We start from the raw sequence: 24759 nt of genomic DNA, 5'->3' as shown, positions 1-24759 counted from the left end.
CGCTATTCGTGGTCGTGGTCGTGGTCGTGGTCAAAAGACTCGATCTGGGCTATCAGTCCCGACTCCTGGCCCGCTACCATCAGTCGCTTCATCTCCCCCACGGCCTCCTTGAGCCCGACGAACAGAGCGCGGGCGATGATCGCGTGGCCGATATTGAGCTCGTGAATGCCAGGAATCGCCGCGACGGCTTCGACATTGTGATAGTGAAGCCCATGCCCGGCGTTCACCACCAAACCCAGTTCACTCGCGAACTCCGCCGCCGCCGTCAGCCGCGCGTACTCGAGACGACGCGCATCGCCTGTCGCCTCCGCGTAGGCACCGGTGTGCAACTCGACCACGGGCGCCCCCACCTCGAACGACGCCTGAATCTGCGCAGGCTCGGGATCGACGAACAGCGACACCTGGCAGCCCGCCGCCCGCAGCCGCTCGCAGGCGCTGGCGACCGTATCACGACTGGCCACCACATCCAGCCCACCCTCGGTCGTCAGCTCTTCCCGCTTCTCCGGCACCAGGCAGACATCCGCCGGCTTCAACCGCTCGGCGAGCGCGACCATCTCTTCGGTGACGGCCATCTCCAGGTTCATGCGCGTGTTGAGAACTGCCGAGATCAGTTCGACATCCCGCTCCTGGATATGGCGTCGATCCTCGCGCAGATGCAAGGTGATCCCGTCGGCACCGGCCTCCTCGGCCAGCAGCGCCGCCTGGACCGGGTCGGGATAGCGGGTGCCGCGTGCCTGGCGTAACGTCGCGACATGGTCGATGTTGACCCCCAGTTGAATACGAGTAGCGATCATGAACTGGAACTCCTTGAAGCGGTAAAGAAAGGATAGGGGCAACCCAGGTCGAGGACGCTACCCGCGTCCCGGCGATACCCGGGGGTCAGGCACGCCCCTGACGACGGCGCTGACTGAGTCGCTGCATCAGCTCGCGGGAACGCAATGGCTGATGGCCAATCAGCGGCGCCAGCGCCGCCCGGGTCAGCGCCTTGCTGAGGCCAGCCAGCCCGGGCGCCTCCCAGTCGCCGCAGGCCAGCAGTTTGAGACTGCGGCCGTCCCAACCGGGCTGTTGCACGCCAATGGGAGTGAAACGGCGACTTTCGGCGACATAGGTATAACGCGTGGAAGGATCGAGCGGGCTGTCGTCCGTCTCGAGGAAGACCGGTTCGGCGTCCAGTGTCTCGAGCAGCGTGATCTCGAGCCGCCTGAGGCTGGTGGCACGTTCGGCCGGCCGGGTAAGCCGTTCGATCGTCCAGGCGTAGATGGCGAAGAGATCACTCGTCGGCAGCCCGACCGGCAGCGCCCGCGTCAGCAGCTCATTGGCGTAGAGTCCGCAGAGCAAGCCTTCACCAGCCAGCAATACGGCGCTCTGGGTGGTCTCCATCATCCGCAGACGCTTGAGATCGCCGTCGCCGACCCAGGTCAGATGCAGCGGCGCGAACGGCTGCAGCTTGGCGCGGGACTTGCTCCCCGCCCGCTGCACCCCCTGGGCGACGGCGCGAACGTGACCGTGCTCCAGGGTAATGACATCCACCAGGGCGCTGGTTTCCCGATAGGGCCGCTTGTGCAGCAGATAAGCCGGCTGGGGCGTCATTGCCAAGGCCTCTTGAGAGGAGCGCGCAAATCCCTGCTCGAGTCAGTTCGTCGATCGAGAGATCGGCGGGTCAGTCGAGATTGTAGCCAAGGCTCTTGAGCGCCCGGTCATCGTCCGACCAGCCGCGCTTGACCTTGACCCACAGGTTGAGCATGACCTTGCTGTCGAAAGCCCGCTCCATCTCCTGGCGCGCCTCGATGCCGATCTTCTTGATCCGCTCCCCCTTGTCGCCGATCAGAATCTTCTTCTGACCCTGGCGTTCGACCAGCATCAACGCGCTGATGTGGATGACCTTGCCCTCATCACGGAACTCCTCGATCTCGACGGTCATCTGATAGGGCAATTCGTCCCCCAGTTGGCGCATGACCTTTTCGCGAACCAGTTCGGCGGCAAGAAACCGCTGACTCTTGTCGGTGATCTGGTCATCCGGAAAGTAGTGCACGCCTTCCGGCAGACGCTTGGCGACCTCGCCCTCGAGTTCCGGCACGTTGGTACCGTGCTTGGCCGAGATCGGCAGGATGGCGGCAAACTCGCGCCTGGCGGAAAGCGACTCCAGCCACGGCAGCAACGTCGTCTTGTCCTCGAGCCAATCGACCTTGTTGACCGCCAGGATCACCGGCGCTTCCACGTGGGTGAGCTTGTCCAGGACGACCTGGTCCTCGTCCGTCCAGCGGGTACGATCGACCAGGAAGACCACGCAATCGACGTCGCGCAGGGCCTGGGTGGCGGCCTGATTCATGAACCGGTTGATCGCCTTGTTGCGGTCGCGGGTCTGCAGATGGATACCGGGAGTGTCGACGTAGATGAACTGCGCCTCATCTATCGTCTTGATGCCCATGACCTGATGGCGCGTGGTTTGCGGACGCCGGGAGGTGATGGAGATCTTCTGCCCCAGGATGCGGTTCATCAGCGTCGATTTACCCACGTTGGGCCGCCCGACGATGGCGACGAAACCACAGCTCTGTGTCATTGGCGCTTGCCCTTTGATGGTTCGAGTCTGGACAACGCAAGCTCGGCGGCCTGCTGTTCGGCGATTCGCCGGCTGGAGCCCTCACCCAGCGTCGGCGACTCGGCGAGCATGGAGACATGGCATTCGACGCTGAACGTCTGGGCATGCGCCTCGCCCTCCACCGAAATCACCTCGTATCGGGGCAGCGCCTGTTGGCGAGACTGCAGGAACTCCTGAAGCCGGGTCTTGGGATCTTTCTGGGTGTTGTGCAGATCGATCGCTTCCAGCCGGGTCCCGAACCAGGCCAGCACCCGGCTACGGGCCACGTCCATGCCGGCATCGAGATAGATCGCACCGATCACCCCTTCCAGCGCGTCGGCCAGGATGGAGTCACGCCGATGGCCGCCGCTCTTCATCTCTCCCGATCCCAGCCGCAGGCACTCCCCCAGCTCGAACTCACGCGCCACCACGGCGAGGGTCTGGCCTTTGACCAGCCCGGCTCGCAGGCGGGACAGTTGACCTTCACGCGCCGCCGGAAAGCGCTTGAACAGCGCCTCGCCGATCACGAAATTGACGATCGAGTCGCCCAGAAACTCGAGACGCTCATTGTTGGCGCCACCCACGCTACGATGCGTCAGCGCCAGTTCCAGCAGCGTCGGATCACGGAAATCGTGGCCGATACGACGACTGAAGCCTTGCAGAGGATCACTCACGTCATTCCCATTGAGTCGTTGTCTTTGAAACGAAGAGCCGCTGTATCCGCAGCAAGGCGGGCGCGGGAACGCCCCGTCGCCCGCCGTGCGGATCCTGCCGCCGACCAGCAAGCCCAAAGCCGGGCTTCAAGCGGCCCGGCCCGAGATCGATGGCAAGTTATATAAGAATCAGTTTATCTGGCGTACCGTACTGAAGCTAGGCAATCCGCCATCCCAGTGCATCCAGACCGCAAACGCCTTGCCGACGATATTCTTCTCCGGCACGAAACCCCAGTAGCGGCTGTCATTGGAGTGATCGCGGTTGTCGCCCATCATGAAATATTCATGGTCGGGCACCACGACCTCCCGCATCTGCGGGCCGGGGCTCTGCGGGTTGTTGAAGATACGGTGGTCGACATCGCCGAGATGCTCTTCGAACAGCTCCTCCCCAGGCGCCTCGGCGGGATCGGAGTCGGTCAACGACTTGGGCACCGGCTTGCCGTTGATGTAGAGCTGCTTGTTCTCGTAACGGATACGATCGCCGGGCAGGCCGATGACCCGCTTGATGAAGTTGACCGAGGGATCCTCGGGGAACCGGAACACCATGACATCACCGCGCTGGGGCTCTCCGACATCCGCGATTTCGGTATTGACGACCGGCAGGCGCAGACCGTAGGCGAACTTGTTGACCAGGATGAAATCACCGATTTCCAGGGTCGGGCGCATGGAACCGGAAGGAATCTGGAAGGGCTCGATGACGAAGCTACGCACTACCAGGACGATCAGCAGCACCGGGAAGAAGGAGCGGGCGTAGTCGACCGGCCAGGGGTCCTTGTAGCCTGCCGACTTCTCATTACCCTGCGCTTCGGCGGCCGCCTGTTGGCGCTGGCGACGGGAACGACGCCAAAACAGGCTGTCCAACAGCCAGACGAGCCCCGTGATGGCGACAGCCAACACCAGTAACAACGAAAAATCCATGAAATGTTTTTCCTACTCGTTCACTTTGAGAACGGCGAGGAACGCATCCTGGGGGATTTCGACCCGACCCACCTGCTTCATGCGTTTCTTGCCGGCTTTCTGCTTCTCCAGCAGTTTCTTCTTGCGCGTGGTATCACCGCCATAGCATTTGGCGGTCACGTTCTTGCGCAGCGCCTTGACCGTGGATCGCGCGACGACGCTGCCGCCGATCGTCGCCTGAACCGCCACGTCGAACATCTGGCGGGGAATCAGCTCCTTCATCTTGTCGACCAGAATGCGGCCGCGAGAATGGGCGTGATCGCGGTGGATGATCACCGCCAGCGCATCGACGCGCTCCCCATTGATGAGAATATCCAGGCGCACCAGTTTGGCCGCGTCGAATCGCTCGAAGCTGTAATCGAGCGAGGCGTAGCCCTTGGAGATCGACTTGAGTCGATCGAAGAAGTCCATGACGACCTCAGCCATCGGCAGTTCGTAGACGAGCTGCATCTGGCTGCCGAGCACCTGCATGTCGAGCTGGACCCCACGGCGGTTGACGCATTCCGAGATGACGTTGCCCACGTACTCCTGCGGGACCAGAATGGTGGCGCGCACGATCGGCTCACGCATCTCCGACACGTTGGCCATGTCCGGCAGTTTCGACGGGTTGGAGATAGTCACCAGGTCGCCGTTGTCCATCAGGATTTCGTAATTGACCGTGGGCGCCGTGGTCAGCAGGTCGATGTCGTATTCGCGCTCCAGGCGCTCCTGGACGATCTCCATGTGCAGCGTGCCCAGGAAGCCGACGCGGAACCCGAACCCGAGCGCATCGGAGTTCTCCGGGACGTAGTCGAGAGAGGCATCGTTGAGGGCCAGCTTCTCGAGCGCGTCACGAAAGTCCTCGTAGTCGTCGGAGCTGACAGGGAACATGCCGGCGTAGACCTGCGGCTTCACTTTCTGGAAACCGGGCAGGCGTGGCACGTCCTTGGTCTTGGTGTGGGTAATGGTATCGCCGACCGGGGCGCCCTGGATGTCCTTGATCCCGGCGATGACGAACCCCACCTCTCCTGCCCGCAGAATGCCGGTGGAGTTCTGCTTGGGGGTGAAGTAACCGATATCGGTCACCTCCCAGTCCCGGCCGGTCGACTTCATCTGGATCTTGTCGCCCTTCTTCAGCGTGCCGTCGAACAGACGCACCAGCGACACGACGCCCTGATAGTTGTCGAACCAGGAGTCGATGATCAGTGCCTGCAGATGCCCCTCGCGATCCCCCTTGGGTGGCGGAATGTCCCGAACCAGGCGCTCGAGCAACAGATCGATGTTGAGGCCGCTCTTGGCCGAGACGCGCACGGCGTCATGCGCCTCGAGGCCGATGATCTCCTCGATCTCGTGGGCGACTTTATCCGGGTCGGCCTGGGGCAGGTCCATCTTGTTGAGCACCGGGAGCACTTCGAGATTCTGCTCGATGGCGGTGTAGCAGTTGGCGACCGATTGGGCCTCGACGCCCTGGGCGGCATCGACCACCAGCAGCGCCCCTTCACAGGCGTAGAGCGAACGCGACACCTCGTAGGAAAAGTCGACATGGCCCGGCGTGTCGATGAAGTTGAGCTGGTAGGTATTACCGTCCTGGGCGTGATAGTCGAGCGTGACCGACTGCGCCTTGATGGTAATGCCGCGCTCGCGCTCGAGATCCATCGAGTCGAGCACCTGCTCCTTCAACTCACGCTCCGTCAACCCGCCGCAGAACTGGATGATGCGGTCGGCGAGCGTGGACTTGCCGTGATCGATGTGGGCGATGATCGAGAAGTTGCGGATGAACTTCAGTTGCTCGTTGCTTGCAGCGTCTGCCATTTAAGCCTTACCGGTAATTTGTACGCGCGCAGTCCACACGGTGGCACTGTTGCCGAGAAAACGCCGATGGTGTCGTTCTCTTCCAGCGTGCGGTCGATGACGAATGTGGCGCATTGTACCGACATGACCGAGGCAAGGACAGCAACAAGCCCAAAGCACACGGCCCCGCCGAAGCGGGGCCGTGTAGCGGACAGCCATGGGCTGCCGACCGATGCCGGTCAGCCTTTGGCCTTCAGCCGCAGCGCCACGAACAGCGAATTGCCATCGCGCACGATACGTACCGGAATGGCACGATTATCGTCCGCCTTCTTGACCGCATCGATCAGTTGATCGGCACTCTCGACCGGCTTCTGGTCGAAGCCGACGATCACGTCGCCCGGCTGGATCCCGGCTGCTGCAGCCGCGCCCCGCGGATCGACACGGCGAACGAGCGCTCCCTTGTCGATATCCAGCTGCTGCTTTTCCTGATCGCTGAGATCGCTGATCGCGATTCCGAGCTTGGTCTGATCGTCGGAAGACTGCGAGGACGGCGCCCCATCGGCATTCATCTCTTCCGGCCAATCGCCGACGGTGACGTCCACTTCGCGCTTGTCACCATCGCGCATGATCTGGAGCTTCACTTCGTCACCCGGGGCCACCTGGCCAATCAGACGCGGCAGGGTCGTGGAGTCGTCGATATCGGCGCCATCGGCACTGAGGATGACGTCACCCGCCTTGAGACCCGCCTTCTGCGCCGGACTGTCGTCGGTGACATCTGACACCAGCGCACCGCTGGTACCATCGAGGCCGAACGACTCCGCGAGATCCTTGGAGACGGGCTGAATCACGACACCCAGCCAGCCCCGGCTGACGTGACCTTCGGTACGCAACTGATCGGCCACGTTCATGGCGACGCTGATCGGGACCGCGAAAGAGAGCCCCATGAAGCCGCCGCTCCGGGTGTAGATCTGCGAATTGATACCCACCACTTCGCCGTCGAGATTGAACAGCGGGCCGCCGGAGTTACCCGGGTTGATGGCGACGTCGGTCTGGATGAACGGCACATAGGTCTCGCTCGGCAGCGTCCTGTTGATGGCGCTGACGATACCGGCCGTTACCGAGTGGTCGAAGCCGAATGGCGAACCGATGGCGGCCACCCACTCGCCGGCTTCGAGATCATCCGAGTTGCCGATCTTGAGCGTCGGCAGGTCATTGGCATCGACTTTCAGGAGCGCCACATCGGTGCGCGGATCCGAGCCTACCAGCTTGGCCGGCAGCTCGCGGCGATCGTTGAGCCGTACCGTGATCTCGTCGGCATCCTTGACCACATGGGCATTGGTCAGGATGTAGCCATCCTTGCGAATGACGAACCCGGAGCCCAACGACTTGCGCTCCTCCTCGCCCTGAGGCATCCCGGGCATCGGCGGCATCTGGTCGCCGAAGAAACGGCGGAAAATCTCGGGAACATCCTGCTGGCCATAGGGCCCGGCAGGCGCGCTGACGCTGCTGGTCGTGGAGATGTTGACCACGCCGGGAGCAGCCTGCTTGACCAATTCGGTGAAATCCGGCAGCTCGCGCGCCTGAGCGGCCTGAAAAGCGCACAGAGTGACGACCATCAATAGCCACGGAGCGAACCATCTTGTCATGCGTTCCATTAAACACTCCTAAACACTGGAAAAAGACTCGGAGAGTCACACGTTGAACAGACCGATACCCAAGGGGTAAACGTCATGCAAGAACCTCGCGCATCGAATCCACGCCACACCTGGAGTCAGGAAACGGCGACACTCTCATTGATAATAAAAGGCGGCAAGAGTTCAACGGGATGTAAAGTTTCTTTGCGGCGACAGCCGCCACCGTCCCGGTATCGACCGTGGCGGTCGCCGGCTCACGAGCCGGAAGCGGGGAGTTCGACGCTACCGTTTTCATGCGCTCCCGATGCAGCGCCTGGCACACTCTCGCCGCGGTCGTCACCCTCCCCCCACGTCACGCTCGAAGCGATACGCGCGAGCACTTCCGCGGGCGCCTCGCCCAGCACCAGTATCTGCATTGGTCTGCCCTGATGGATAACGTGGCGAACCGCGGCGTAGGAAATGCCCAGACGATGGATGCCCGCCAGTAGCGGGCGCCGGTCCCCCGCAAGGGGTTCGACGAACAGACTGATGCTGGTCAAGCCATCGCTGTACATCCGGTGATCTGCTCGCGCGTTCTGGCGTGGACTGTCGGGGGGGATCGGCTGTGGCGTGAAACCGTCCGGCAACCATTGCGCCTGCCAGGGCGAATCGCCAGGCGATTGGCCAGGGCCGAGGCGCAGCGTGTGGGGGTAGAGCGAGGGGGTCTGCAGCTCGGTGATCTGGAAGGTCTCGAGAATCTGGCCGTCGACGCCAATCATCTCGCGCTTCAGCGGCAGCGATGTCTCGCTGTCAAGCCACAGTCGGAAGCCGTAGCGAAAGGCGTCCTGCGGCTCGATATCGAGACGCCAGGCCGAACGACCCGCAATACGCTCCAGCTCCATCGGCTGGAGTTGGTAGTGCGCCGCGACTTGCGCGGTCAAGGCGCCGGGTGCGACCCCCGCAGTGAAATCCAGCGCGGTCTGGCTCGAACCCTGGCCGACGCTGCCCTGCTTCCTGACCGCGACGGGCGGACCGTCGAGAAATCTGGCGATCTCGGTCTCGACGCCGTCCTCCACCCGATGGATCAGACTCAGTGTGCGTACGCCGTCGTAGCCGATGCGCACCGCTCGCGCCTGGAAGTTGTAGCAGTGACTCGCCCAGAGACTCCGCTGGAACAGTGCCTTCGGCGCGGGATCGTCGCTTTCCGAGGCCAGCTGGCGACAATCGAAACTCTCCGCGGCTGATGGAGCTTCACCCTGCGCCAGCGCAACGCCCGGCAGCGTGCCCAGACAGATCGCCGCGGCCCCTAGGTAGCACCTAACCATCAACGCACTTCCGTGGCTCCAGCTCCGCCCCCTTGCGCGGACAGCGAGCCAGGCGTGCGAAGTAGCGGCATCCAGTTGTCACCCGTGCTGTAGGCGGCACCGACCGAATGGCGCTCGAGATAGGATTGCAGCGTCTGCGCCTGCTCGAGATCGACATTGGGCGACTGACGGGCATTGGGCGACAGGAACATCGGCTGCATGACCTGCTCGCCGACGGTCATCACACCGTTACCGCTTCCCAGTCCACTGCCACCCAGCGAGTAGGGCAAGCCACTGGATACCGGCGCCTGCATGGAAGCCTGCATCGCACCGCCCTGACCACCGGACGCGGCGTCGACTGCCAGCGACGCTTCCAAGTCGCCGCCCCGCGAGGCGTTCCCGCCGCTCGCCGCGACATCGGAAGCCGTGGGGGTGTCGCCCGCGAACCGGCCGTTGAACACCTGAACGCCGGTGATCACCATCAGCGATACCGCCGCCGCCACGGCGGCGCCGCCCATCATCGAGAAACTGTGACGTTTGCCGGTCTGAACGGCAGGCTCCTGGACCGGCACCGGCTCGTCCGCCAGCGCCGCCATCACGTCGCCGGAGATATCGATATCGACGATCGCATCTCGCTCACGGCGCATCATGCTGCGCGCCAGATGGTAGCGACGCCAGGTATCGGACTCCTGCGACGAGGTGCCCAATGTCTTGAGTACTCGTCTCAGATCGAACTCGTCGGCTTCGTCGTCCATCAATGCGGAGAACGATTCGTGTACCTGCTTCATAGTCACACCCTCACACTCGCCTTGCGGCTTGCCACGTGTTGAATGACGGCGACACCCAGGGCAGCGCCTGAAGACCTGTCATTGCAGCCGGCTCGGGCCGTAATGCGCCAGTCTCGCTCTTTCGCCACCGGTGTTGATCGCCTGCCGTGTCACCGGTCGACGACACCTTGGCTATCGCCTGCACCCCTATGACGACAGAAACCGGCAACAGTTCATTTTCGATTCATCTTTCGCCATCCCATCGCCGACCGGACCGGTTCGCACGCTTGCGCCAACGGGAATCAGGACCCATTGACAGCGTTCTTGGCGCCATGTTCCAGCAAGGGTTCGATATGCTTGTCGACCGCCTCCCGCGCCCGGAAGATTCTCGAGCGGACGGTGCCCACGGGACACTCCATGATCGTGGCGATATCTTCATAGGAGAGGCCATCGAACTCGCGCAACGTGATCGCGGTGCGCAGGTCGTCGGGCAACTGCTCGATGGCCGCGAACACGGCTGATTCGAGCTGGTCGCGGGCGATGGCGGCTTCCGGTGACTCGATATCCGACAGCCGCCCGCTCTGGTCGACGATCTCGGCATCACTGATGTCCAGATCGCTGCCCGGCGGCCGCCGCCCCCGGGAGACCAGATAGTTCTTCGCCGTATTGATGGCGATTCGATACATCCAGGTATAGAAGGCGCTCTCGGCGCGAAAACTGCCCAACGCGCGATACGCCTTGATGAAAGCTTCCTGCGCCACATCCTGCACCTCGGAGTGGTCCTGGACGTAGCGGCTTATCAGCCCGAGAATCTTGTGCTGGTATTTCTTGACCAAAAGATCGAAGGCCCGAGTATCTCCCTTCTGCGCGCGCTCGACGAGTTGCTGATCGGTCTCTCGAACACCCATTCAGCGCCTCCCCGAACGGCTGGGGACGGGACGCGGCAGAGCAGAACAACGATGACGACTATGGTGACTGGGAGACAATACGCTCATGATCCAACCTGGAGCCCCTGGGGCTCGCGATTCAGTGACAGGCGTGCAACTTATAACAGAAACGAAGGATTAGCACGCGAAGCCGGCCCAGTGTTGCCGTTTTGGCCCCTTCCATCAAGCCACCCGTTTTCCGCCCGATTCCCGGGAGACGGCGGCAGCCGGGTGCGCAAAGTTGATTTTTGCACCCTTGAACCTCCATAGTACGCGCTTCACGCGCAGTCACTACCAGAGCCAACGGGTCCCAGCATGTCGGAACAGCAGGTCAACAATCTCAACGTTCTCTCCCAGGATCTCCTGATTACTCCGGAAGCGTTGAAGCAGAACATCCCACTTTCGGAATCCGCCGAACGCACCGTCATCGAAGGTCGCCAGACCATCCAGCGCATTCTCGATCGTGAAGATCCTCGCCTGCTCGTCGTCATCGGCCCCTGCTCGATCCACGACCCGGACGCGGCCCGCGACTATGCCCGGCGCCTACGCAAACTGGCCGATACCGTCAGCGACAGCCTTTACATCGTCATGCGCGTCTACTTCGAGAAGCCCCGTACCACGGTGGGGTGGAAAGGCCTGATCAACGATCCGCACCTCAACGACTCGTTCGAGATCGAGGAAGGCCTGCATATCGCTCGCCGGCTGCTGGTGGACCTGGCCGAGATCGGACTGCCGCTGGCCACGGAGGCGCTGGACCCGATCTCGCCGCAATATCTGCAGGACTGCATCAGCTGGTCCGCGGTGGGCGCCCGCACCACCGAATCCCAGACTCATCGCGAGATGGCCTCCGGTCTATCCGGCCCCGTCGGCTTCAAGAACGGCACCGACGGCAGCCTCGACGTCGCCGTCAACGCCCTGCAGTCGGTGGCGAGCCCGCACAATTTCCTGGGTATCGACCAGGCCGGCCAGGTCGCGGTGATTCGCACCCGGGGCAACGCCTACGGACATGTGGTGCTGCGCGGTGGCAACGGCAAGCCCAACTACGACAGCGTCAGCGTCACCCTCGCCGAGCAGGAACTGCACAAGGCGGGCCTGAAGGCCAACCTGATGGTCGACTGCTCCCACGCCAACTCCAACAAGGATCCGGCGCTGCAGCCGTTGGTGATGGAGAACGTGACCCACCAGATTCTCGACGGCAACCGCTCGATCATCGGGTTGATGATCGAGTCGAACATCGGCTGGGGCAGCCAGAAGATGCCCGAGGACCGCAGTCAGCTCCAGTATGGCGTGTCGATCACCGACGCCTGCATCGACTGGCCAACCACGGAACGGACGCTGACGCAGATGGCGGAGCAGCTCGCGGCGCCGCTGCGCGACCGCCAGCAGTCCGACGACTGATCCATTGTCGGTAATCGATCGTCCGCAGGATCGATAGAGCGAAAACGCCCGATGCTGCAATCAGCATCGGGCGTTTTCGCGACGACAGATTTTCACACCGACAGAGGCCTCGCGGCCAGCGATCAGTTTCTTGTCGGCTCGCCCGCTTCCACCCCGTCGATCTGACGGCGAAACGGTGGTAGCGCATCCAGCAGCGCCTTGCCGTAGCGACGCGTCAGCACACGCCGATCCAGCAGCGAGATGCGGCCGCTGTCGTTCTCCTTGCGAATCAGCCGCCCGCACGCCTGGACCAGCTTGATCGACGCATCCGGCACCGAGATCCGCATGAACGGGTTGCCGCCCTGGCTCTCGATCCACTCGGCCAGCGTGGCACCGACCGGGTCGTCCGGCACCGAGAAAGGCAGCCGGGTGATCACCACGTGGGTCAGATAGCGCCCCGGGAGGTCGATCCCCTCGGCGAAGCTCGCGAGACCGAAGATCAGACTCCCCTTGCCAGCGTCGACGGCAACGCGATGACGTTCCAGCAGCTCTCTTTTCGGCAATCGATCCTGAGAGAGCAGGCGCGAGGCCCACGGCTCCTCCAGCGCATCGGCGACACTGCGCAACTGCTTGCGCGACGAGAACAGTACCAGCACCGCCTCATCGTCACTCAAGCCCTCGATGAACTGGACGATCGAGCGGTCATGGGCCATGGCGTCCCCCGGCTCGACGGCTTCCCACGGCACGCTGAGAATCGCCCGCGAGTAGTCGAACGGACTCGGCAGGCGCTGATAGCGGTATCGGTTGGCCAGCCCCGCCCGCTCCTGAAGTCGTTCGAAGCGGTTGAGCGCCGTCAGCGTGGCCGAAGTCACCACCGCGCCATAGCAGCTCCCCCAGAGGTAACGAGCCAGTGTTTCCGCCGCCGACACCGGGCTGGCCGAAAAGGTGAGCTCCGGCTCCCCGGCGAATTGCTGGAACGTCAGCCAGCGCGCCTGCGGCGCCTGCCCTGCCGGATCCGGCTTGGCCATGGCGGACCACAGCGAGTGCGCTTCCAGGGCGCGACCATGGAGCAGCGCCGTCAGCGGCAGCCAGGGCTCCGCCTGTTCGCGCGCAAGCCCGGTGGATTTATCCGGGTCGAGACTCTCGCGCAGGATATCGCTCATCGTCTCGAGATCCCGCGACAGCTCGGCGAAGGGAATCACCAGTTGCTGGGCGAGATCGGCCAGCGGCGCCGGCGCCTTGCCGTTGGGAAACCGGAAGTGCTGCGTCTCGTCGCCGGCACCGGCGTCCAGACCCGCGATCCGATGCCCCATGGCATAGACGTCACCCAGCCGCGGCTCCAGCGCCGCGATTCGCTCGGGGAAAGTCGCCAGCAGTCGCGCCAGCGTGGGCTGCGCGCCCAGCGCAGTGTTCAGTTCGGTCAGCGACTTCTTCAGTGTGCGCAGCCAGCGCAGCGCGCCATTGACCCCGAAGCGATGGTAGAAATGGTCCAGCGCCTTGTCCGGCAGATGATGCCCTTCGTCGAAGACGTAGATGCAATCCTTGGGCGCCGGCAGCACCATCCCTCCGCCCAGCGCGAGATCCGCCAGCACCAGGTCATGGTTGGCGACGATGATGTCGGCCTGTTCGAGATGCCGGCGCGAACGAAAATAGGCGCAGACGCCGAAATGCCCGCAGCGGCGGTTGGTGCACTGGCGGTGATCCACGGTCAGCCGGCGCCAGTCCCGGTCGTCGATGGCGACCGGCCAGCTGTCGCGATCCCCTTCCCAGTTGCCGGAAGCGTAGGTATCGGCCATCTCCTGGATCAACTGCGGAAAATCCCCGCCCGCATCCGTCGCGATGGTCTGCTCGAACAGTGACAGCGTCGGGTTGGGCTCGGCGCCCTCCAGCGCCTGATCGAGCTTGGCCACGCACAGGTAGCGGCCGCGCCCCTTGGCCAGCGCGTACTCGAAGTCGAGGCCGCTGTGCGTCTTGAGCATCGGCAGGTCCTGATTGAGCACCTGCTCCTGCAGCGCCACCGTGGCAGTGGCGATCACCAGCCGCTTGCCACGGGCCTTGGCCACCGGCAGCGCCGCCAATAGATAGGCGAGCGTCTTGCCGGTCCCGGTGCCCGCCTCCAGCACGCAGACGTGTTCGTTGGAGGTCCGGTGCCCCTGCTCGTCCCGCTCGATCGACGCCAGCGTGCGCGCGATCTCCGCGATCATCAGGCGCTGGCCGTAACGCGGCGTGAGCTCCAGCCCTTCGAGCACACGCCGGTAAGCCTCCTGGATTTCCTGCTTGAGGGATTCGTCGAGCATGCGCTTTCCGGGGCGGACTATCGGAAGTGAGATCGCCCACCGGCGGTGGGCGATTGCCACGAGACGACCACGTCGTCCAATAACATCGATTGAACCACGGCGCCGGTCGACGGCGCCATCGGCTCACGACATCATGGACTCGGGCGGATGCTCGCAGGGGAGCTTGCCGTTGATATAGTTTTCGATCTCGGGCAGCGAGAAGGCATCTTCCTCGCCGACGAAGCTGATCGACACGCCCTTGGCGCCGGCACGGCCGGTCCGACCGATACGGTGGACGTAATCCTCGGGATCTTCCGGCAGCGTGAAGTTGATCACGTGACTGACATCCTCGATGTGGATTCCGCGTCCAGCGACATCGGTGGCCACCAGCACGGTGACTTCGCCTTCGCGAAAGCGCTCGAGCGTCCTGATGCGCTGGTTCTGGGGCACGTCACCGGAGAGCATGGCAGCGTTGATGCCCTGGTCGCGCAGCAGTTGATCCAGCTCGCGCACCAGGTCGCGACGGTTGCCGAACACGATCACCCGCTCCATCGCTTCCTGACGGACCAGGTTGAACAGCAGTTTGCGCTTCTCGTTGTCGCTGACCAGATAGACGCGCTGGTCGATGTTGGCGGCGTTGTCGTGGGTCACTTCGATCTCGACGTGAGCGGGATTCTGCGTCCACTGCTCCGAGAGATTGAGGATATCCGGGGTGAAGGTCGCCGAGAACAGGAAGGTCTGGCGCTCCTCGCGCTTGGGCGTGTAGCGGATGATGCGCTTGACGTCCGGAATGAAGCCCATCGACAGCATGCGATCGGCCTCGTCCAGGACCAGCACCTCGACCTGGGAGAGATCGATGTCCCGCTTCTGCTGGAAATCGAGCAGGCGCCCCGGGGTGGCCACCAGAATATCCAGATTCTTGCTCAACTGGTCGCGCTGCTTCTGGTAGTCCATGCCACCGACGACACTCGCCACATGCAGTGACGTGAAACGGGACAGCGCCTTGGCGTCCTTCTCGATCTGCAGCGCCAGCTCACGGGTCGGCGCGACGATCAGCGCACGCGGGGTCCCCGGCTTCTGGCCATCCGGCGCTTCCTCTTCCAGGAAGTAGGCCAGCATCGAGATCAGGAATGCGGCGGTCTTGCCGGTGCCGGTCTGCGCCTTGCCGACGACGTCGCCACCGAGCAGCGTGTGCATCAGCGCTTCGGCCTGAATCGGCGTGCAGTACTCGAAGCCTTCGGCCTGGATCGCTCGCATCAGCGGGTTCGGCAGGTCGAAATCGTGGAATCGCCAGCGTCCGGCAACGGGCTCGACCTGAAACTGCTTCAGCGACCAGCCCGAAGTGTTCCGCGACTGCGATTTACGTGGCTTGCGCCGACGCCGCTTGGGTCTGCGGTTCTGTGCCGGGGCCTGGGTGTTGTCAGACTCACTCATAGTTATGACGAATGTCCGAAATCGATTGACGGTTTGACTCGCGAGAGCCGGCGCTGTCCGTACCGGAGGCCGGTAGCACCGTGATCGGCGCGGCGGGAGCGGTGTTCACGCCTCCAGGGCGAATCCTCGACGCGACGAGTGACGATCTCGCGCAGAGACCACCCGGCGCGAGCCGACAGTATTGTACCAGTCTCGCCCGCCAACGTCGCGAGCCCAGTCGATCGACGTCGCGAGCCCAGTCGATCAACGTCGCGAGCCCAGTCGATCAACGTCGCGAGCCCAGTCGATCAACGTCGCGAGCCCAGTCGATCAACGTCGCGGGACCCTGTCGATCGAGATTGCCGGCCCTGGCACACCGGGTGTGCAGGTCTGGTTCGGGTATTCGATGGCAGGCGCTGCGCTGGCTGTTAAACTACCCGCCATTCAATCGCTCTCGATTACCCGTCAAGAAGCTCATAGGTCGCGCGCATGACTCGCAGAAAAAAGACCCGGTCGCTGGCCGACAAGGTGACGATCCGCACCGGCAAGCGCAAGGATTACCGCCGCTGGCGCCATGACAATCCCGACGAAGTCGCGCCGTCGCGCCGCTACGTCGACAAGAAGACTCAGCAGCGCAAGCTGCAGGCCGAGCGCAAGCGCCAGCGCCAGAGCGCCCCGCCACTCCCCCTGCACAAGCCCGCCAGCGACGACAAGGATTCCGACTGATGCGCCTGGTTTCTTTCAACATCAACGGCATCCGGGCGCGGCTCCACCAGCTCGAGGCGCTGATCGCGACGCACGCGCCGGACGTGATTGGGCTGCAGGAGACCAAGGTCCAGGACAGCGAGTTTCCCAGGCAAGCCGTGGAGGCGATGGGCTATCACGTCCATTTTCACGGCCAGAAGGGACATTATGGGGTCGCCATGCTGACCCGGTCCGCACCGGCGGCCGTCCACTACGGGCTGCCGGACGACGGCGAGGACGCGCAGCGTCGGCTGATCGGCGTGACGTTGACCATGAACGACGGTCAGCCCATCACGGTGTGGAACGGCTACTTTCCTCAGGGCGAGAATATCGCCCACCCCACCAAGTATCCCAACAAGCGGGCGTTCTACGCCGGTCTCAACGCCCTGCTCAAGCAACGCCATCGACCCGACGAGCGGGTGGCGATCATGGGGGATTTCAACATCTCCCCGGCGGACATCGACATCGGCATCGGCGAAGAGAACCGCAAGCGCTGGCTACGCGAGGGCAAGACCAGTTTCCAGCCGGAAGAGCGTGAGTGGCTTGCACGCCTGAAGGCGTGGGGGCTGGAGGACAGCTACCGGCGCTGCCATCCCGACAACACCGATTTCTTCAGCTGGTTCGACTACCGCTCCAAGGGTTTCGACCGTGAGCCCAAGCGCGGGCTGCGGATCGACTACATCCTGGTGACCGAGCCCCTGGCGAGTGCGACTCGGCGGTCCGGGATCGATTATGACCTGCGCGGCATGGAACGACCTTCCGATCACGCACCGGTATGGAGCGAGTTCGATCTCGACTGAGGGGATGTCGATCTGATTGGCAGTGCCAGCAACGACGAAGCTCCGGCTTGCGGGGCGTCGTCGATAGAAGCCGTCGGTGGCCGAGTCGAAAAGCGGTGGAAAACCGCCGCTCGTCAGCCCAGTGAGTCCAGCCACTGCTGGGCCTGGGTCACGCCGGCGGCCTTGGCCTGGCGAAAGGCCTCCCGCGCCATGTCACGTCGATCGAGCTGGGCAGCCGCGATACCCTGCAGCAGCCAGTCGCGTCCCGACACCTCGCCACCCGCCTGGCGCAGGCTGGAGAGCGCATCCAGCGTCGTCTGCCATTCGCCCCAGCCGTAAGCGACCTCCGCCAGCTGTTGCCAATCCTGCCCGCGCCCGGTCCGCTCTGCCAGCGCGCGCCAGGCCGCCAGCGCCTCGTCGTGACTGCGTGCCGCCGTCCACGCCTGCGCCAGGAGCTTGAGGTTGTCGGCACTGGCTTCGAGCCGACCGTCGTCCATCCAGTGTGCCAGATGCTCGGCGGCACGGGCCGGCGTACCGCCGGCGATATGCAATTTGGCCAGTTGCCGCAGATCGTCTTTCGAGACCAGCACGCCACGGCGCCAGCCGCTCTCCCAGATCGCCGCGGCCCGGCCGTTATCGCCGGCTTGCTGGGCCAGGCCCGCGGCGCGGCGCCAAACGTCCGGCGAATCTTGGTCACTGCCCAGCAGCGCCAGGGCGTCGTCGAAACGCCCACTCTGTTGATAGACCGTGCTCGCCAACTGACGCTGCGACGAGCTCCAGCCTTCGCTGCCGGATTCCCGCAGGCGATCGAGCGACTGGCTGGCCGCTGTCCAGTCGTCGAGCGACGCCCGCGCCTGGACCAGCAGCCAGCGCGACGCATCGTCGCCGCCGCTGCGCTCGATCCAGGCGGTCAGCAGGTCGGCGCCCTCCCGCGTCTGGCCGGCGCGGAGCCGGAGACGTGCTTCCTGCTGCAACCAGGCGAGCCGGCGAGCGGCGGGGACACCGTCGATACGCTGCGCCTCGGCAAACTGATCCGCCGCCGTGGCATCCTCGTGGCGACTGGCATTGGCCGTGGCAGCCAGTTGCAGGAACAGCGCCCGTGCCCAGCGGTCGGCGGCGTTGCCACCTTGGAGACGCGAGGCGGATGCCGCGGCCCGCGAGGCCACCGTCGCATCGTCGCCGGCCTCGAGCTGCGACTGCATCGATTGCAGCGTTCGAATCATGTCCGGGCGCAGCGCCGGCCCCTCCGCCTGCGCCGGCGAAGCGCTGCCGAAGCCGACCAGGCCCGCTGCCACCAGCGCCAGGCAGCGCCTGCCCAGACGGCGAACCCTCGTCGAACTCATCATCAGCCCTCCAACTGGAACTGGATACGCTGGGTGGCGCGCCGCACGTCGTCGGCCGGCGGGAACCGCCACTGCGATACCGCCTCTTCCACCGCACGATCGAAGACATTGGCGGGGTCGGCATCGATCACCCGCAAGCTGCCGGTGTCGACACGCCCATCCGGTTGAATGATGAAGCTGACCTCGACGTAGCCTTCCATGCCGCGACGACGCGCCCGCATCGGGTAAGTCGGATTGACTCGACTGGTCGGCTGCAGCTGACCGACGTCACGTGGCGATGCCTGCGTACCCCGGGGCGGCTGCTGGGGTGCCGGATTGGGCTGCGCTGGCGCATCCGCCGGCTCGGGCGAGGCTTCCGGCTGCGGCGTGGCTTCAGCCACTGTTTCCTGCGTCGGCCGGGGCTCCGGCTCGGGGCGAGGTTCCGGTTCGGGCCGGGCTTCGCTCAGCTCGGGCAGTGTCTCGTCCAGGGTGACGTCCGGCGTCTGCATCGGCGGTGTCTGCGGCTCGGGAATCTCCACCGGGCTGGGCGCTTCGGCTGCCGGTGGCGGTGCTGCCGCGGGCGGCGGCGGTGGCGCGCTGGGCGGCGGCAACGCGGGGGATGTCGGCGTCGGCTGCGACGGGTCCGGCTGCGGCGCGTCGACCATGGAGATCGCCGTGGGCGTGACGATCTGGGTGCGATCCGGCGCCGGCGGTGCCACCAGCAGCGCCAGTAGGTAGAACAGCAGCAGCGCCAGCAGCGCGCCACCCGCCAGACCGGCCAATCTACGCATCAGCCGGCGCCCCGGTTGGCAGCCACGGCAACGTTGTCGACCCCGGCCTGGTGAATCCGATCCATCACCTGGATCAGCAGGCCGGTGGTCGAGTTCTTATCGGCCTGGACCACGACGCTGCCGTCACCGGAGACCAGCTGCGCCACGCGTGCGCCGACGCGATGGGCATCCACGGCTTCGCCATCGACCCACACCGCGCCTTCACCGGTGATCGCGACCAGCACCTGGGTGTCCTGCCTAGCCGTCGCCTCGCTGGACTCGGGGCGCTGGATCTCGACGCCACTCTCCTTGATGAAGCTGGTGGTGACGATGAAGAAGATCAGCATGATGAAGACGACATCCAGCATCGGCGTCAGGTCGATGCCGGTCGAGTCATCAGTCGCTTCCCGCAAGCGGCGCCTACGCATGAGAGTCCTCCACGGCGCGGGCCATGCGGTCGTGCAGCCGCTGGTCCTCGCGTCGAATGATCTGTTCCAGCCGGGTGACGAACAGCAGGCCGACCACGGCGACCGCCATTCCGCACAGCGTCGGCAACGTGGCCTGGGCAACGCCATCGGCCATCGCCCGCGCCTGATTGCTCTCGGTGAGTGCCAGACTGTCGAAGACCTGGATCATCCCGGTCACCGTCCCCAGCAATCCGAGCAAGGGGCAGACCGCAATGAGCAGCTTGAGCCACGGCAGCGGCAGACGCAGCCGGGCGATTAATTCGCGCGTCCACACCTCGCGCAGTGTCAGCGCACTCCAGCTCGAGTGATCGCGACGCCGAATCCAGGCGTCGATCAACACCCGCCGGGCCCGGCGGTGGGTGAACTGCCAGTAGAACAGCCGTTCCAGCGACATCGCGAACAGCGCCATGGCTACCAGCATGATCACCACCAGCACCTCACCGCCGGCGCCGATCAGCCAGCGGATCGGCTCAAGCGTGAGCACCATGACGACGCTCCTCGGCGTGGGCAACGGCAGCGGTTTCGGCTTCGAGATGCTCGGCGAGCACGGCGCTGGCGCGACCTTCCAGCAAGCCGATCAGACGCCGGCTCCGGCTGCTCAATGCCGTATTGACGAACAGCAACGGCACCGCCGTGATCAGGCCCAGCACCGTCGTCACCAGTGCCTGGCTGATGCCACCCGCCATCAGTTGGGGGTCGCCGGTACCGAACACCGTGATCGACTGGAAAGTCACGATCATCCCGGTAACCGTACCCAGCAGTCCCAGCAGCGGCGCCACCGCGGCGATCAGCTTGACGATCGGCTGCCCCCGCTCCAGACGGGGCTGTTCCGCCAGCATGGCTTCATCGAGACGAGCTTCCAGCGCTTCCGGCGCATGATCGCGACCCAGCGCGGCGAAACGCGCGAGGACCCGTCCCAACGGATTGTCGTCACGCAAGGTGTCCGGAGACTGCATCTGGCGACGCATTCTCGCACTGACCCGAAGCAGATAGGCGTACTGGACCAGCGCCACCAGTAGCCCGACGAGCCCCAGCGCCACGATCACGTAGCCGACGTAGCCACCCTGCTGAAAGCGCTGCCATAGCGTTGGCTGCTGAGACAGCGCCTCGAGCACGTCACCGTCGGTGGGGTCGATCACGATCTGGTTGCCGTCGCCCTGCTGGAACGCCTTCAACGCCTGACGAGCGTCGCCCGGCGTCGCCGCGAACACGGAGAGGCGGCCATCGTCGCCCACGCGCTGCAGCAGATCGCCATCGCTGAAGGCGACGGTATCGCCCAGCCGCACCACTTCCCGCTGGCTCACGTCGCCATCCTGACCCGCGACGGGCGCCTGGAACCGCACCCCGCGCCCGCTCTCCGCGACCAGCCCCGCCAGATCCCGACGTACGCGTTCGAGAGTCTGCAGATCGACGAGGCCGCGATCGTCGAGACGCGGCGGCAGCGTCGCATCGCCACCGACGGTCAGCCAGCTCTCGGCGAGGGCATCCCGAAGCTCGCTGGCCTGCTGCTTGACGATACCGGAGATATCGCCGATATCCCCGGCGTCCTGGGCGCGCTGCTGACCCAGGTCGGCCAGTTGCTGCTGCTGGTCCGATTGACGCGCCTCCAGCTCATCCCGCCGGGCCTGCGCTTGCTGCAGGCGTTGCTCGGCATCGGTGACCGCTTGCTGTAACGCCTGGCGATCGTCCAGCAGGGTCTCCAGCCGCTGGCTATCACGCTGTTCGGCGGCTTGGCTGTCGGAGCGGAACCTGTCGAGCACCTGCTGCATCGAGGACGCGGTATCACTCGTCGCATCGCCTGCCGCGGCGCCAGACTGGGCGCTGACGGTACCGGGCAGCAGCGTGATCGCCGCGAGGGGCAGCACCAACCACCATGAATGACGCCTCATGACTGGCCCTCCGTTGCTGATCGCCCCGCGCCGACCACCAGCGAGGCCGGCAGTCGGAGCAGTGCAGGCGCGCTCTGATCCTGAGCGATTCGGATGCCGCGGCGGACCTCATTGATCTGATCGCCGTTCAGCGCTTCCCAGTTACCGTTGGCAACGCTCCAGACTCCGCCGGCGCGGTCATCCGGGGTGACGTAGTACCAGCCGGTGCGGCCAACGCGCAAATAATCGACCTCCCTCGCCATCTGGCTGGCCTGGCCGGCGGCCTCGGATTGCGCGCCCTCGAGCGGTCCGCTCCATTGATCCATCTCCCGCCCGTAGGCCAGCTCGGCACGCCAGGCGGAAAAGATACGCTGCAGCTTGTCGGCCTGGGAGGCGTCATCGCGGGACAGCATCTGCTCCAGGTCATCGACGCGGGCCAGTCGCTCGTCACGCAGGAACGGCATGTCCGCCTCGATCATCGCCCGCAGTTGCCCGACCATCTGGCGCATCTCGCCCGGCAGCGCCTCGCGGGTCACGGAGATCTGCGCGAGCGCCTGCTTTTCGGCATCGATACGCTTGGCCTGATTATCGACGATCGGCGCCAGTTCGGCGTTGTAGCTCTCCAGTCGATCGGCCTGCTGATCGGCCTGGCGCAAGCGCTGCAGCGCCTCGCGGGTGGCGTCGTCGGCGTCGTCGATGCGCTGCTGGAGCTCGGCCTGGGTCTGCTGCGCCTGGATGCTGGCCTGACTCAGCGAGTCCTGGGCAAGTGTCGTGCTGGACGCACTCACACTGATGGCGGCGAGGCAGAGGACCAACACATACCCACCTCTTGTTCGCGGGAAATGGAGCACCACGCTATCTCCTTGCGGATAAGCCGTAACGACGAGGCGGTGAAGAGCGCCGCCGGGTCGGCGGAATGACGAGATTGAATTCGACGCGATACGCTAATACAAACAAGAACAATTATCAATACGCATCCACGCCGCCGCCCTCTCACCGACGCCTGGCGGTGACGCCGAGGCGAGGCTTCCTGAATACGGCGCCCGACCCCCGGACACGAAAAAGCCGATGCCACCGGGCATCGGCTTTTTCGCCACCGCGGTTCCGCGACGACGGGACCGTGGCTTCTGTCCCCGCTCGGGCAGGAGCTCGAACCGATCACCGGCGAGGCCGCAAACCCTCGAGAGCGCGACCTGGAAGATCCCGATCTCCTACAGCTTCTGTTCCCGCTCGGGCAGGAGCTCGAACCGATCACCGACGAGGCCGCAGACCCTCGAGAGCGCGACCTGGAAGATCCCGATCTCCTACAGCTTCTGTTCCAGCTCGGGCAGGATCTCGAACAGGTCGCCCACCAGGCCATAGTCCGCCACCTGGAAGATCGGCGCCTCGTCATCCTTGTTGATGGCCACGATCACCTTGGAGTCCTTCATCCCGGCCAGGTGCTGGATCGCTCCGCTGATCCCCACGGCGATATAGAGGTCGGGGGCGACGATCTTGCCGGTCTGCCCGACCTGCATGTCGTTGGGCACGAAGCCGGCATCGACGGCGGCACGCGAGGCCCCGATCGCTGCACCCAGCTTGTCGGCGATACCGTCGAGGAGCTTGAAGTTGTCGCCGTTGCCCATCCCGCGACCGCCGGAAATGACGACACGCGCCCCGCCCAGCTCCGGACGTTCGTTCTGGGCCAGCTCCTCGCCGATGAAGCGCGACAGCTCGCTGGAGACCACGATATCCAGGGCTTCGATGGTGGCGCCACCGCCCTCGGCCACTGGATCGAACGCCGTGGTGCGCACCGTGATCACCTTGAACGCATCGCTGGACTGCACCGTGGCGATGGCGTTGCCGGCATAGATCGGCCGCTTGAAGGTGTCGGCGCCTTCGACGCTCAGAATCTCGGAGATCTGGGAGACGTCCTTGAGCGCGGCGACGCGCGGCAGCACGTTCTTGCCTTCGGTGGAGGCGGCGGCCAGCACGTGGCTATAGTCGTCGGCGAGCTTGACCAGCAGGTCCGCCATCGGCTCGGCCAGCTGGTGGGCGTAGACCGGGGCGTCGGCCACGCGAACGCGCGAGACGCCATCGAGCCTGGCGGCCGCCTCGGCAACGCCGGCGACACCGTCACCCGCGACCAGAATATCGATATCGCCGCCGATCGCCCGGGCCGCGCCCACGACGTGGGCGGTACCGGCAGCGAGCTGACCGTCGTGGTGTTCGGCGAGAACCAGAATGCTCATCTCATCCGCTCCTATCAAAGCACTTTGGCTTCGTTCTTGAGTTTGTCGATCAGCTCATCCACGGAGCCCACCTTGATACCGCCCTTGCGCTCGGCCGGTGTCTCGACCTTCAGCAGCGACAGCCCGCTGGCGACGGTCACGCCAAGCGCTTCCGGCGTCCGGGTGTCGAGCGGCTTCTTCTTGGCTTTCATGATGTCCGGCAGCTTGGCGTAGCGCGGCTCGTTCAGGCGCAGGTCGGTGGTGACCACGGCCGGCAGCTTGAGCGCGACGGTCTGCAGGCCACCGTCGATCTCGCGGGTGACGCGAATCTCACCCTCCTCGACCCCGTCGCCGAAAGCGACTTCGGAGGCGAAGGTGCCCTGCCCCATATTGGCCAACGCCGCCAGCATCTGACCGGTCTGATTGTTGTCGGTGTCGATCGCCTGCTTGCCGAGGATGACCAGGCCCGGCTGCTCCTCGTCGACGACGCCCTTGAGCAGTTTGGCGACCGTCAGTGACTCGACGCGCTCTTCGGTTTCGACATGGATAGCGCGATCCGCACCCAGCGCCAACGCTGTGCGCAGTTGCTCCTGCGCGGCCTTGGGACCGACCGTGACGGCGACGATTTCGGTGGCGATGCCCTTCTCCTTGAGTCGAACGGCCTCTTCCACCGCGATCTCGCAGAACGGGTTCATGGCCATCTTGACGTTGGTCAGATCGACATCGGAGTGATCCGGCTTGACCCGGATCTTGACGTTGTAATCGATGACGCGTTTGACCGCGACGAGTACTTTCATGGGTGTCCTCGCTGGCTATTGACAGACCGACCCGGCAGGCGTCGGCCGACATCGACGATTGGCGGCCCTGATCGTGGCTCGATGCCGGATAACAGAACGTCGGCGGAG

General features: G+C 64.6%; 23 protein-coding genes. 3 read left to right on the top strand and 20 right to left on the bottom strand.

What is annotated here, in order from left to right:
• Positions 1–2 precede the first annotated feature (2 nt).
• The 10 genes from pdxJ to rpoE form a co-directional block, all read right to left on the bottom strand.
• Complete coding sequence (gene pdxJ, locus AAGT95_RS15490) at positions 3–794, bottom strand: pyridoxine 5'-phosphate synthase (RefSeq protein WP_110600047.1); 792 nt, start codon at positions 792–794, stop codon at positions 3–5.
• An 85-nt stretch (positions 795–879) separates the two neighbouring features.
• The gene (gene recO, locus AAGT95_RS15485) at positions 880–1590 is read right to left on the bottom strand and encodes a DNA repair protein RecO (protein ID WP_342594407.1); all 711 of its coding nucleotides are present in this window, start codon (positions 1588–1590) and stop codon (positions 880–882) included.
• A gap of 70 nt (positions 1591–1660) precedes the next feature.
• On the bottom strand, positions 1661–2560 hold the full coding sequence (era, locus tag AAGT95_RS15480) for a GTPase Era (protein ID WP_110600051.1): 900 nt from the start codon (positions 2558–2560) through the stop codon (positions 1661–1663).
• The gene (rnc, locus tag AAGT95_RS15475) at positions 2557–3240 is read right to left on the bottom strand and encodes a ribonuclease III (RefSeq protein ID WP_281430470.1); all 684 of its coding nucleotides are present in this window, start codon (positions 3238–3240) and stop codon (positions 2557–2559) included. The genes era and rnc overlap by 4 nt, the downstream gene beginning before the upstream one ends.
• 180 nt (positions 3241–3420) lie before the next feature.
• Complete coding sequence (lepB, locus tag AAGT95_RS15470; protein ID WP_110600055.1) at positions 3421–4209, bottom strand: signal peptidase I; 789 nt, start codon at positions 4207–4209, stop codon at positions 3421–3423.
• 12 nt (positions 4210–4221) lie between these two features.
• On the bottom strand, positions 4222–6039 hold the full coding sequence (gene lepA / locus AAGT95_RS15465; RefSeq protein WP_110600057.1) for a translation elongation factor 4: 1818 nt from the start codon (positions 6037–6039) through the stop codon (positions 4222–4224).
• Between the two features lie 218 nt (positions 6040–6257).
• Positions 6258–7673 (bottom strand): DegQ family serine endoprotease, encoded by a 1416-nt coding sequence (locus AAGT95_RS15460; protein ID WP_110600060.1) that lies wholly within the window; start codon positions 7671–7673, stop codon positions 6258–6260.
• 233 nt (positions 7674–7906) lie between these two features.
• The gene (locus tag AAGT95_RS15455; protein WP_110600062.1) at positions 7907–8956 is read right to left on the bottom strand and encodes a MucB/RseB C-terminal domain-containing protein; all 1050 of its coding nucleotides are present in this window, start codon (positions 8954–8956) and stop codon (positions 7907–7909) included.
• Positions 8956–9723, bottom strand: coding sequence for a sigma-E factor negative regulatory protein (locus tag AAGT95_RS15450; RefSeq protein ID WP_342594406.1), 768 nt, complete (start codon positions 9721–9723; stop codon positions 8956–8958). The genes AAGT95_RS15455 and AAGT95_RS15450 overlap by 1 nt, the downstream gene beginning before the upstream one ends.
• A gap of 281 nt (positions 9724–10004) precedes the next feature.
• Positions 10005–10610 (bottom strand): RNA polymerase sigma factor RpoE, encoded by a 606-nt coding sequence (rpoE, locus tag AAGT95_RS15445; RefSeq protein ID WP_110600066.1) that lies wholly within the window; start codon positions 10608–10610, stop codon positions 10005–10007.
• Positions 10611–10943: 333 nt separating this feature from the next.
• Between rpoE and AAGT95_RS15440 the strand changes: the two genes are divergently transcribed.
• On the top strand, positions 10944–12026 hold the full coding sequence (locus AAGT95_RS15440) for a 3-deoxy-7-phosphoheptulonate synthase (protein ID WP_110600068.1): 1083 nt from the start codon (positions 10944–10946) through the stop codon (positions 12024–12026).
• 122 nt (positions 12027–12148) lie between these two features.
• On the opposite strand, the gene dinG is transcribed toward AAGT95_RS15440, so the two are convergent.
• Together dinG and rhlB are read right to left on the bottom strand one after the other, a co-directional pair.
• A complete protein-coding gene (dinG, locus tag AAGT95_RS15435; protein ID WP_342594405.1) occupies positions 12149–14302 on the bottom strand; it encodes an ATP-dependent DNA helicase DinG in 2154 nt (717 codons plus the stop codon).
• 123 nt (positions 14303–14425) lie between these two features.
• A complete protein-coding gene (rhlB, locus tag AAGT95_RS15430; protein ID WP_110600072.1) occupies positions 14426–15715 on the bottom strand; it encodes an ATP-dependent RNA helicase RhlB in 1290 nt (429 codons plus the stop codon).
• 468 nt (positions 15716–16183) lie between these two features.
• On the opposite strand from rhlB, the gene AAGT95_RS15425 reads away from it, so the two are divergent.
• Positions 16184–16420, top strand: a complete 237-nt coding sequence (locus tag AAGT95_RS15425; protein ID WP_110600075.1) for a hypothetical protein — start codon at positions 16184–16186, stop codon at positions 16418–16420.
• Positions 16420–17238, top strand: a complete 819-nt coding sequence (gene xthA, locus AAGT95_RS15420; RefSeq protein ID WP_342594404.1) for an exodeoxyribonuclease III — start codon at positions 16420–16422, stop codon at positions 17236–17238. The genes AAGT95_RS15425 and xthA overlap by 1 nt, the downstream gene beginning before the upstream one ends.
• A gap of 113 nt (positions 17239–17351) precedes the next feature.
• On the opposite strand, the gene AAGT95_RS15415 is transcribed toward xthA, so the two are convergent.
• The 8 genes from AAGT95_RS15415 to AAGT95_RS15380 all read right to left on the bottom strand — a co-directional run bounded on the left by AAGT95_RS15415 (position 17352) and on the right by AAGT95_RS15380 (position 24651).
• Complete coding sequence (locus AAGT95_RS15415; RefSeq protein WP_342594403.1) at positions 17352–18563, bottom strand: hypothetical protein; 1212 nt, start codon at positions 18561–18563, stop codon at positions 17352–17354.
• Positions 18563–19330, bottom strand: a complete 768-nt coding sequence (locus tag AAGT95_RS15410) for a TonB family protein (RefSeq protein WP_342594402.1) — start codon at positions 19328–19330, stop codon at positions 18563–18565. The genes AAGT95_RS15415 and AAGT95_RS15410 overlap by 1 nt, the downstream gene beginning before the upstream one ends.
• Positions 19330–19737, bottom strand: a complete 408-nt coding sequence (locus AAGT95_RS15405; RefSeq protein ID WP_110600081.1) for an ExbD/TolR family protein — start codon at positions 19735–19737, stop codon at positions 19330–19332. Before AAGT95_RS15405 ends, AAGT95_RS15410 begins: the two co-directional genes overlap by 1 nt.
• On the bottom strand, positions 19730–20263 hold the full coding sequence (locus AAGT95_RS15400) for a MotA/TolQ/ExbB proton channel family protein (RefSeq protein ID WP_110600083.1): 534 nt from the start codon (positions 20261–20263) through the stop codon (positions 19730–19732). The genes AAGT95_RS15405 and AAGT95_RS15400 overlap by 8 nt, the downstream gene beginning before the upstream one ends.
• Positions 20247–21665, bottom strand: coding sequence for a MotA/TolQ/ExbB proton channel family protein (locus AAGT95_RS15395; RefSeq protein ID WP_110600084.1), 1419 nt, complete (start codon positions 21663–21665; stop codon positions 20247–20249). Before AAGT95_RS15395 ends, AAGT95_RS15400 begins: the two co-directional genes overlap by 17 nt.
• The gene (locus AAGT95_RS15390) at positions 21662–22462 is read right to left on the bottom strand and encodes a DUF3450 domain-containing protein (RefSeq protein ID WP_110600086.1); all 801 of its coding nucleotides are present in this window, start codon (positions 22460–22462) and stop codon (positions 21662–21664) included. Before AAGT95_RS15390 ends, AAGT95_RS15395 begins: the two co-directional genes overlap by 4 nt.
• A 486-nt stretch (positions 22463–22948) precedes the next feature.
• On the bottom strand, positions 22949–23875 hold the full coding sequence (locus tag AAGT95_RS15385) for an electron transfer flavoprotein subunit alpha/FixB family protein (protein WP_342594401.1): 927 nt from the start codon (positions 23873–23875) through the stop codon (positions 22949–22951).
• A gap of 14 nt (positions 23876–23889) precedes the next feature.
• Positions 23890–24651, bottom strand: a complete 762-nt coding sequence (locus tag AAGT95_RS15380; RefSeq protein ID WP_110600090.1) for an electron transfer flavoprotein subunit beta/FixA family protein — start codon at positions 24649–24651, stop codon at positions 23890–23892.
• Positions 24652–24759: the final 108 nt, after the last annotated feature.

The sequence above is a fragment of the Salinicola lusitanus genome, assembly GCF_038648475.1.
In the GTDB taxonomy this organism is placed as follows: domain Bacteria; phylum Pseudomonadota; class Gammaproteobacteria; order Pseudomonadales; family Halomonadaceae; genus Salinicola; species Salinicola lusitanus.
This window is presented reverse-complemented; position numbering and strand designations above follow the sequence as displayed.

Coding starts and splice junctions, on each gene's coding strand:
- pdxJ (WP_110600047.1), bottom strand. CDS start 794: ATGATCGCTACTCGTATTCAACTGGGGGTCAACATCGACCATGTCGCG.
- recO (WP_342594407.1), bottom strand. CDS start 1,590: ATGACGCCCCAGCCGGCTTATCTGCTGCACAAGCGGCCCTATCGGGAA.
- era (WP_110600051.1), bottom strand. CDS start 2,560: ATGACACAGAGCTGTGGTTTCGTCGCCATCGTCGGGCGGCCCAACGTG.
- lepB (WP_110600055.1), bottom strand. CDS start 4,209: ATGGATTTTTCGTTGTTACTGGTGTTGGCTGTCGCCATCACGGGGCTC.
- lepA (WP_110600057.1), bottom strand. CDS start 6,039: ATGGCAGACGCTGCAAGCAACGAGCAACTGAAGTTCATCCGCAACTTC.
- AAGT95_RS15460 (WP_110600060.1), bottom strand. CDS start 7,673: ATGGAACGCATGACAAGATGGTTCGCTCCGTGGCTATTGATGGTCGTC.
- AAGT95_RS15455 (WP_110600062.1), bottom strand. CDS start 8,956: ATGGTTAGGTGCTACCTAGGGGCCGCGGCGATCTGTCTGGGCACGCTG.
- AAGT95_RS15450 (WP_342594406.1), bottom strand. CDS start 9,723: ATGAAGCAGGTACACGAATCGTTCTCCGCATTGATGGACGACGAAGCC.
- rpoE (WP_110600066.1), bottom strand. CDS start 10,610: ATGGGTGTTCGAGAGACCGATCAGCAACTCGTCGAGCGCGCGCAGAAG.
- AAGT95_RS15440 (WP_110600068.1), top strand. CDS start 10,944: ATGTCGGAACAGCAGGTCAACAATCTCAACGTTCTCTCCCAGGATCTC.
- dinG (WP_342594405.1), bottom strand. CDS start 14,302: ATGCTCGACGAATCCCTCAAGCAGGAAATCCAGGAGGCTTACCGGCGT.
- rhlB (WP_110600072.1), bottom strand. CDS start 15,715: ATGAGTGAGTCTGACAACACCCAGGCCCCGGCACAGAACCGCAGACCC.
- AAGT95_RS15425 (WP_110600075.1), top strand. CDS start 16,184: ATGACTCGCAGAAAAAAGACCCGGTCGCTGGCCGACAAGGTGACGATC.
- xthA (WP_342594404.1), top strand. CDS start 16,420: ATGCGCCTGGTTTCTTTCAACATCAACGGCATCCGGGCGCGGCTCCAC.
- AAGT95_RS15415 (WP_342594403.1), bottom strand. CDS start 18,563: ATGATGAGTTCGACGAGGGTTCGCCGTCTGGGCAGGCGCTGCCTGGCG.
- AAGT95_RS15410 (WP_342594402.1), bottom strand. CDS start 19,330: ATGCGTAGATTGGCCGGTCTGGCGGGTGGCGCGCTGCTGGCGCTGCTG.
- AAGT95_RS15405 (WP_110600081.1), bottom strand. CDS start 19,737: ATGCGTAGGCGCCGCTTGCGGGAAGCGACTGATGACTCGACCGGCATC.
- AAGT95_RS15400 (WP_110600083.1), bottom strand. CDS start 20,263: ATGGTGCTCACGCTTGAGCCGATCCGCTGGCTGATCGGCGCCGGCGGT.
- AAGT95_RS15395 (WP_110600084.1), bottom strand. CDS start 21,665: ATGAGGCGTCATTCATGGTGGTTGGTGCTGCCCCTCGCGGCGATCACG.
- AAGT95_RS15385 (WP_342594401.1), bottom strand. CDS start 23,875: ATGAGCATTCTGGTTCTCGCCGAACACCACGACGGTCAGCTCGCTGCC.
- AAGT95_RS15380 (WP_110600090.1), bottom strand. CDS start 24,651: ATGAAAGTACTCGTCGCGGTCAAACGCGTCATCGATTACAACGTCAAG.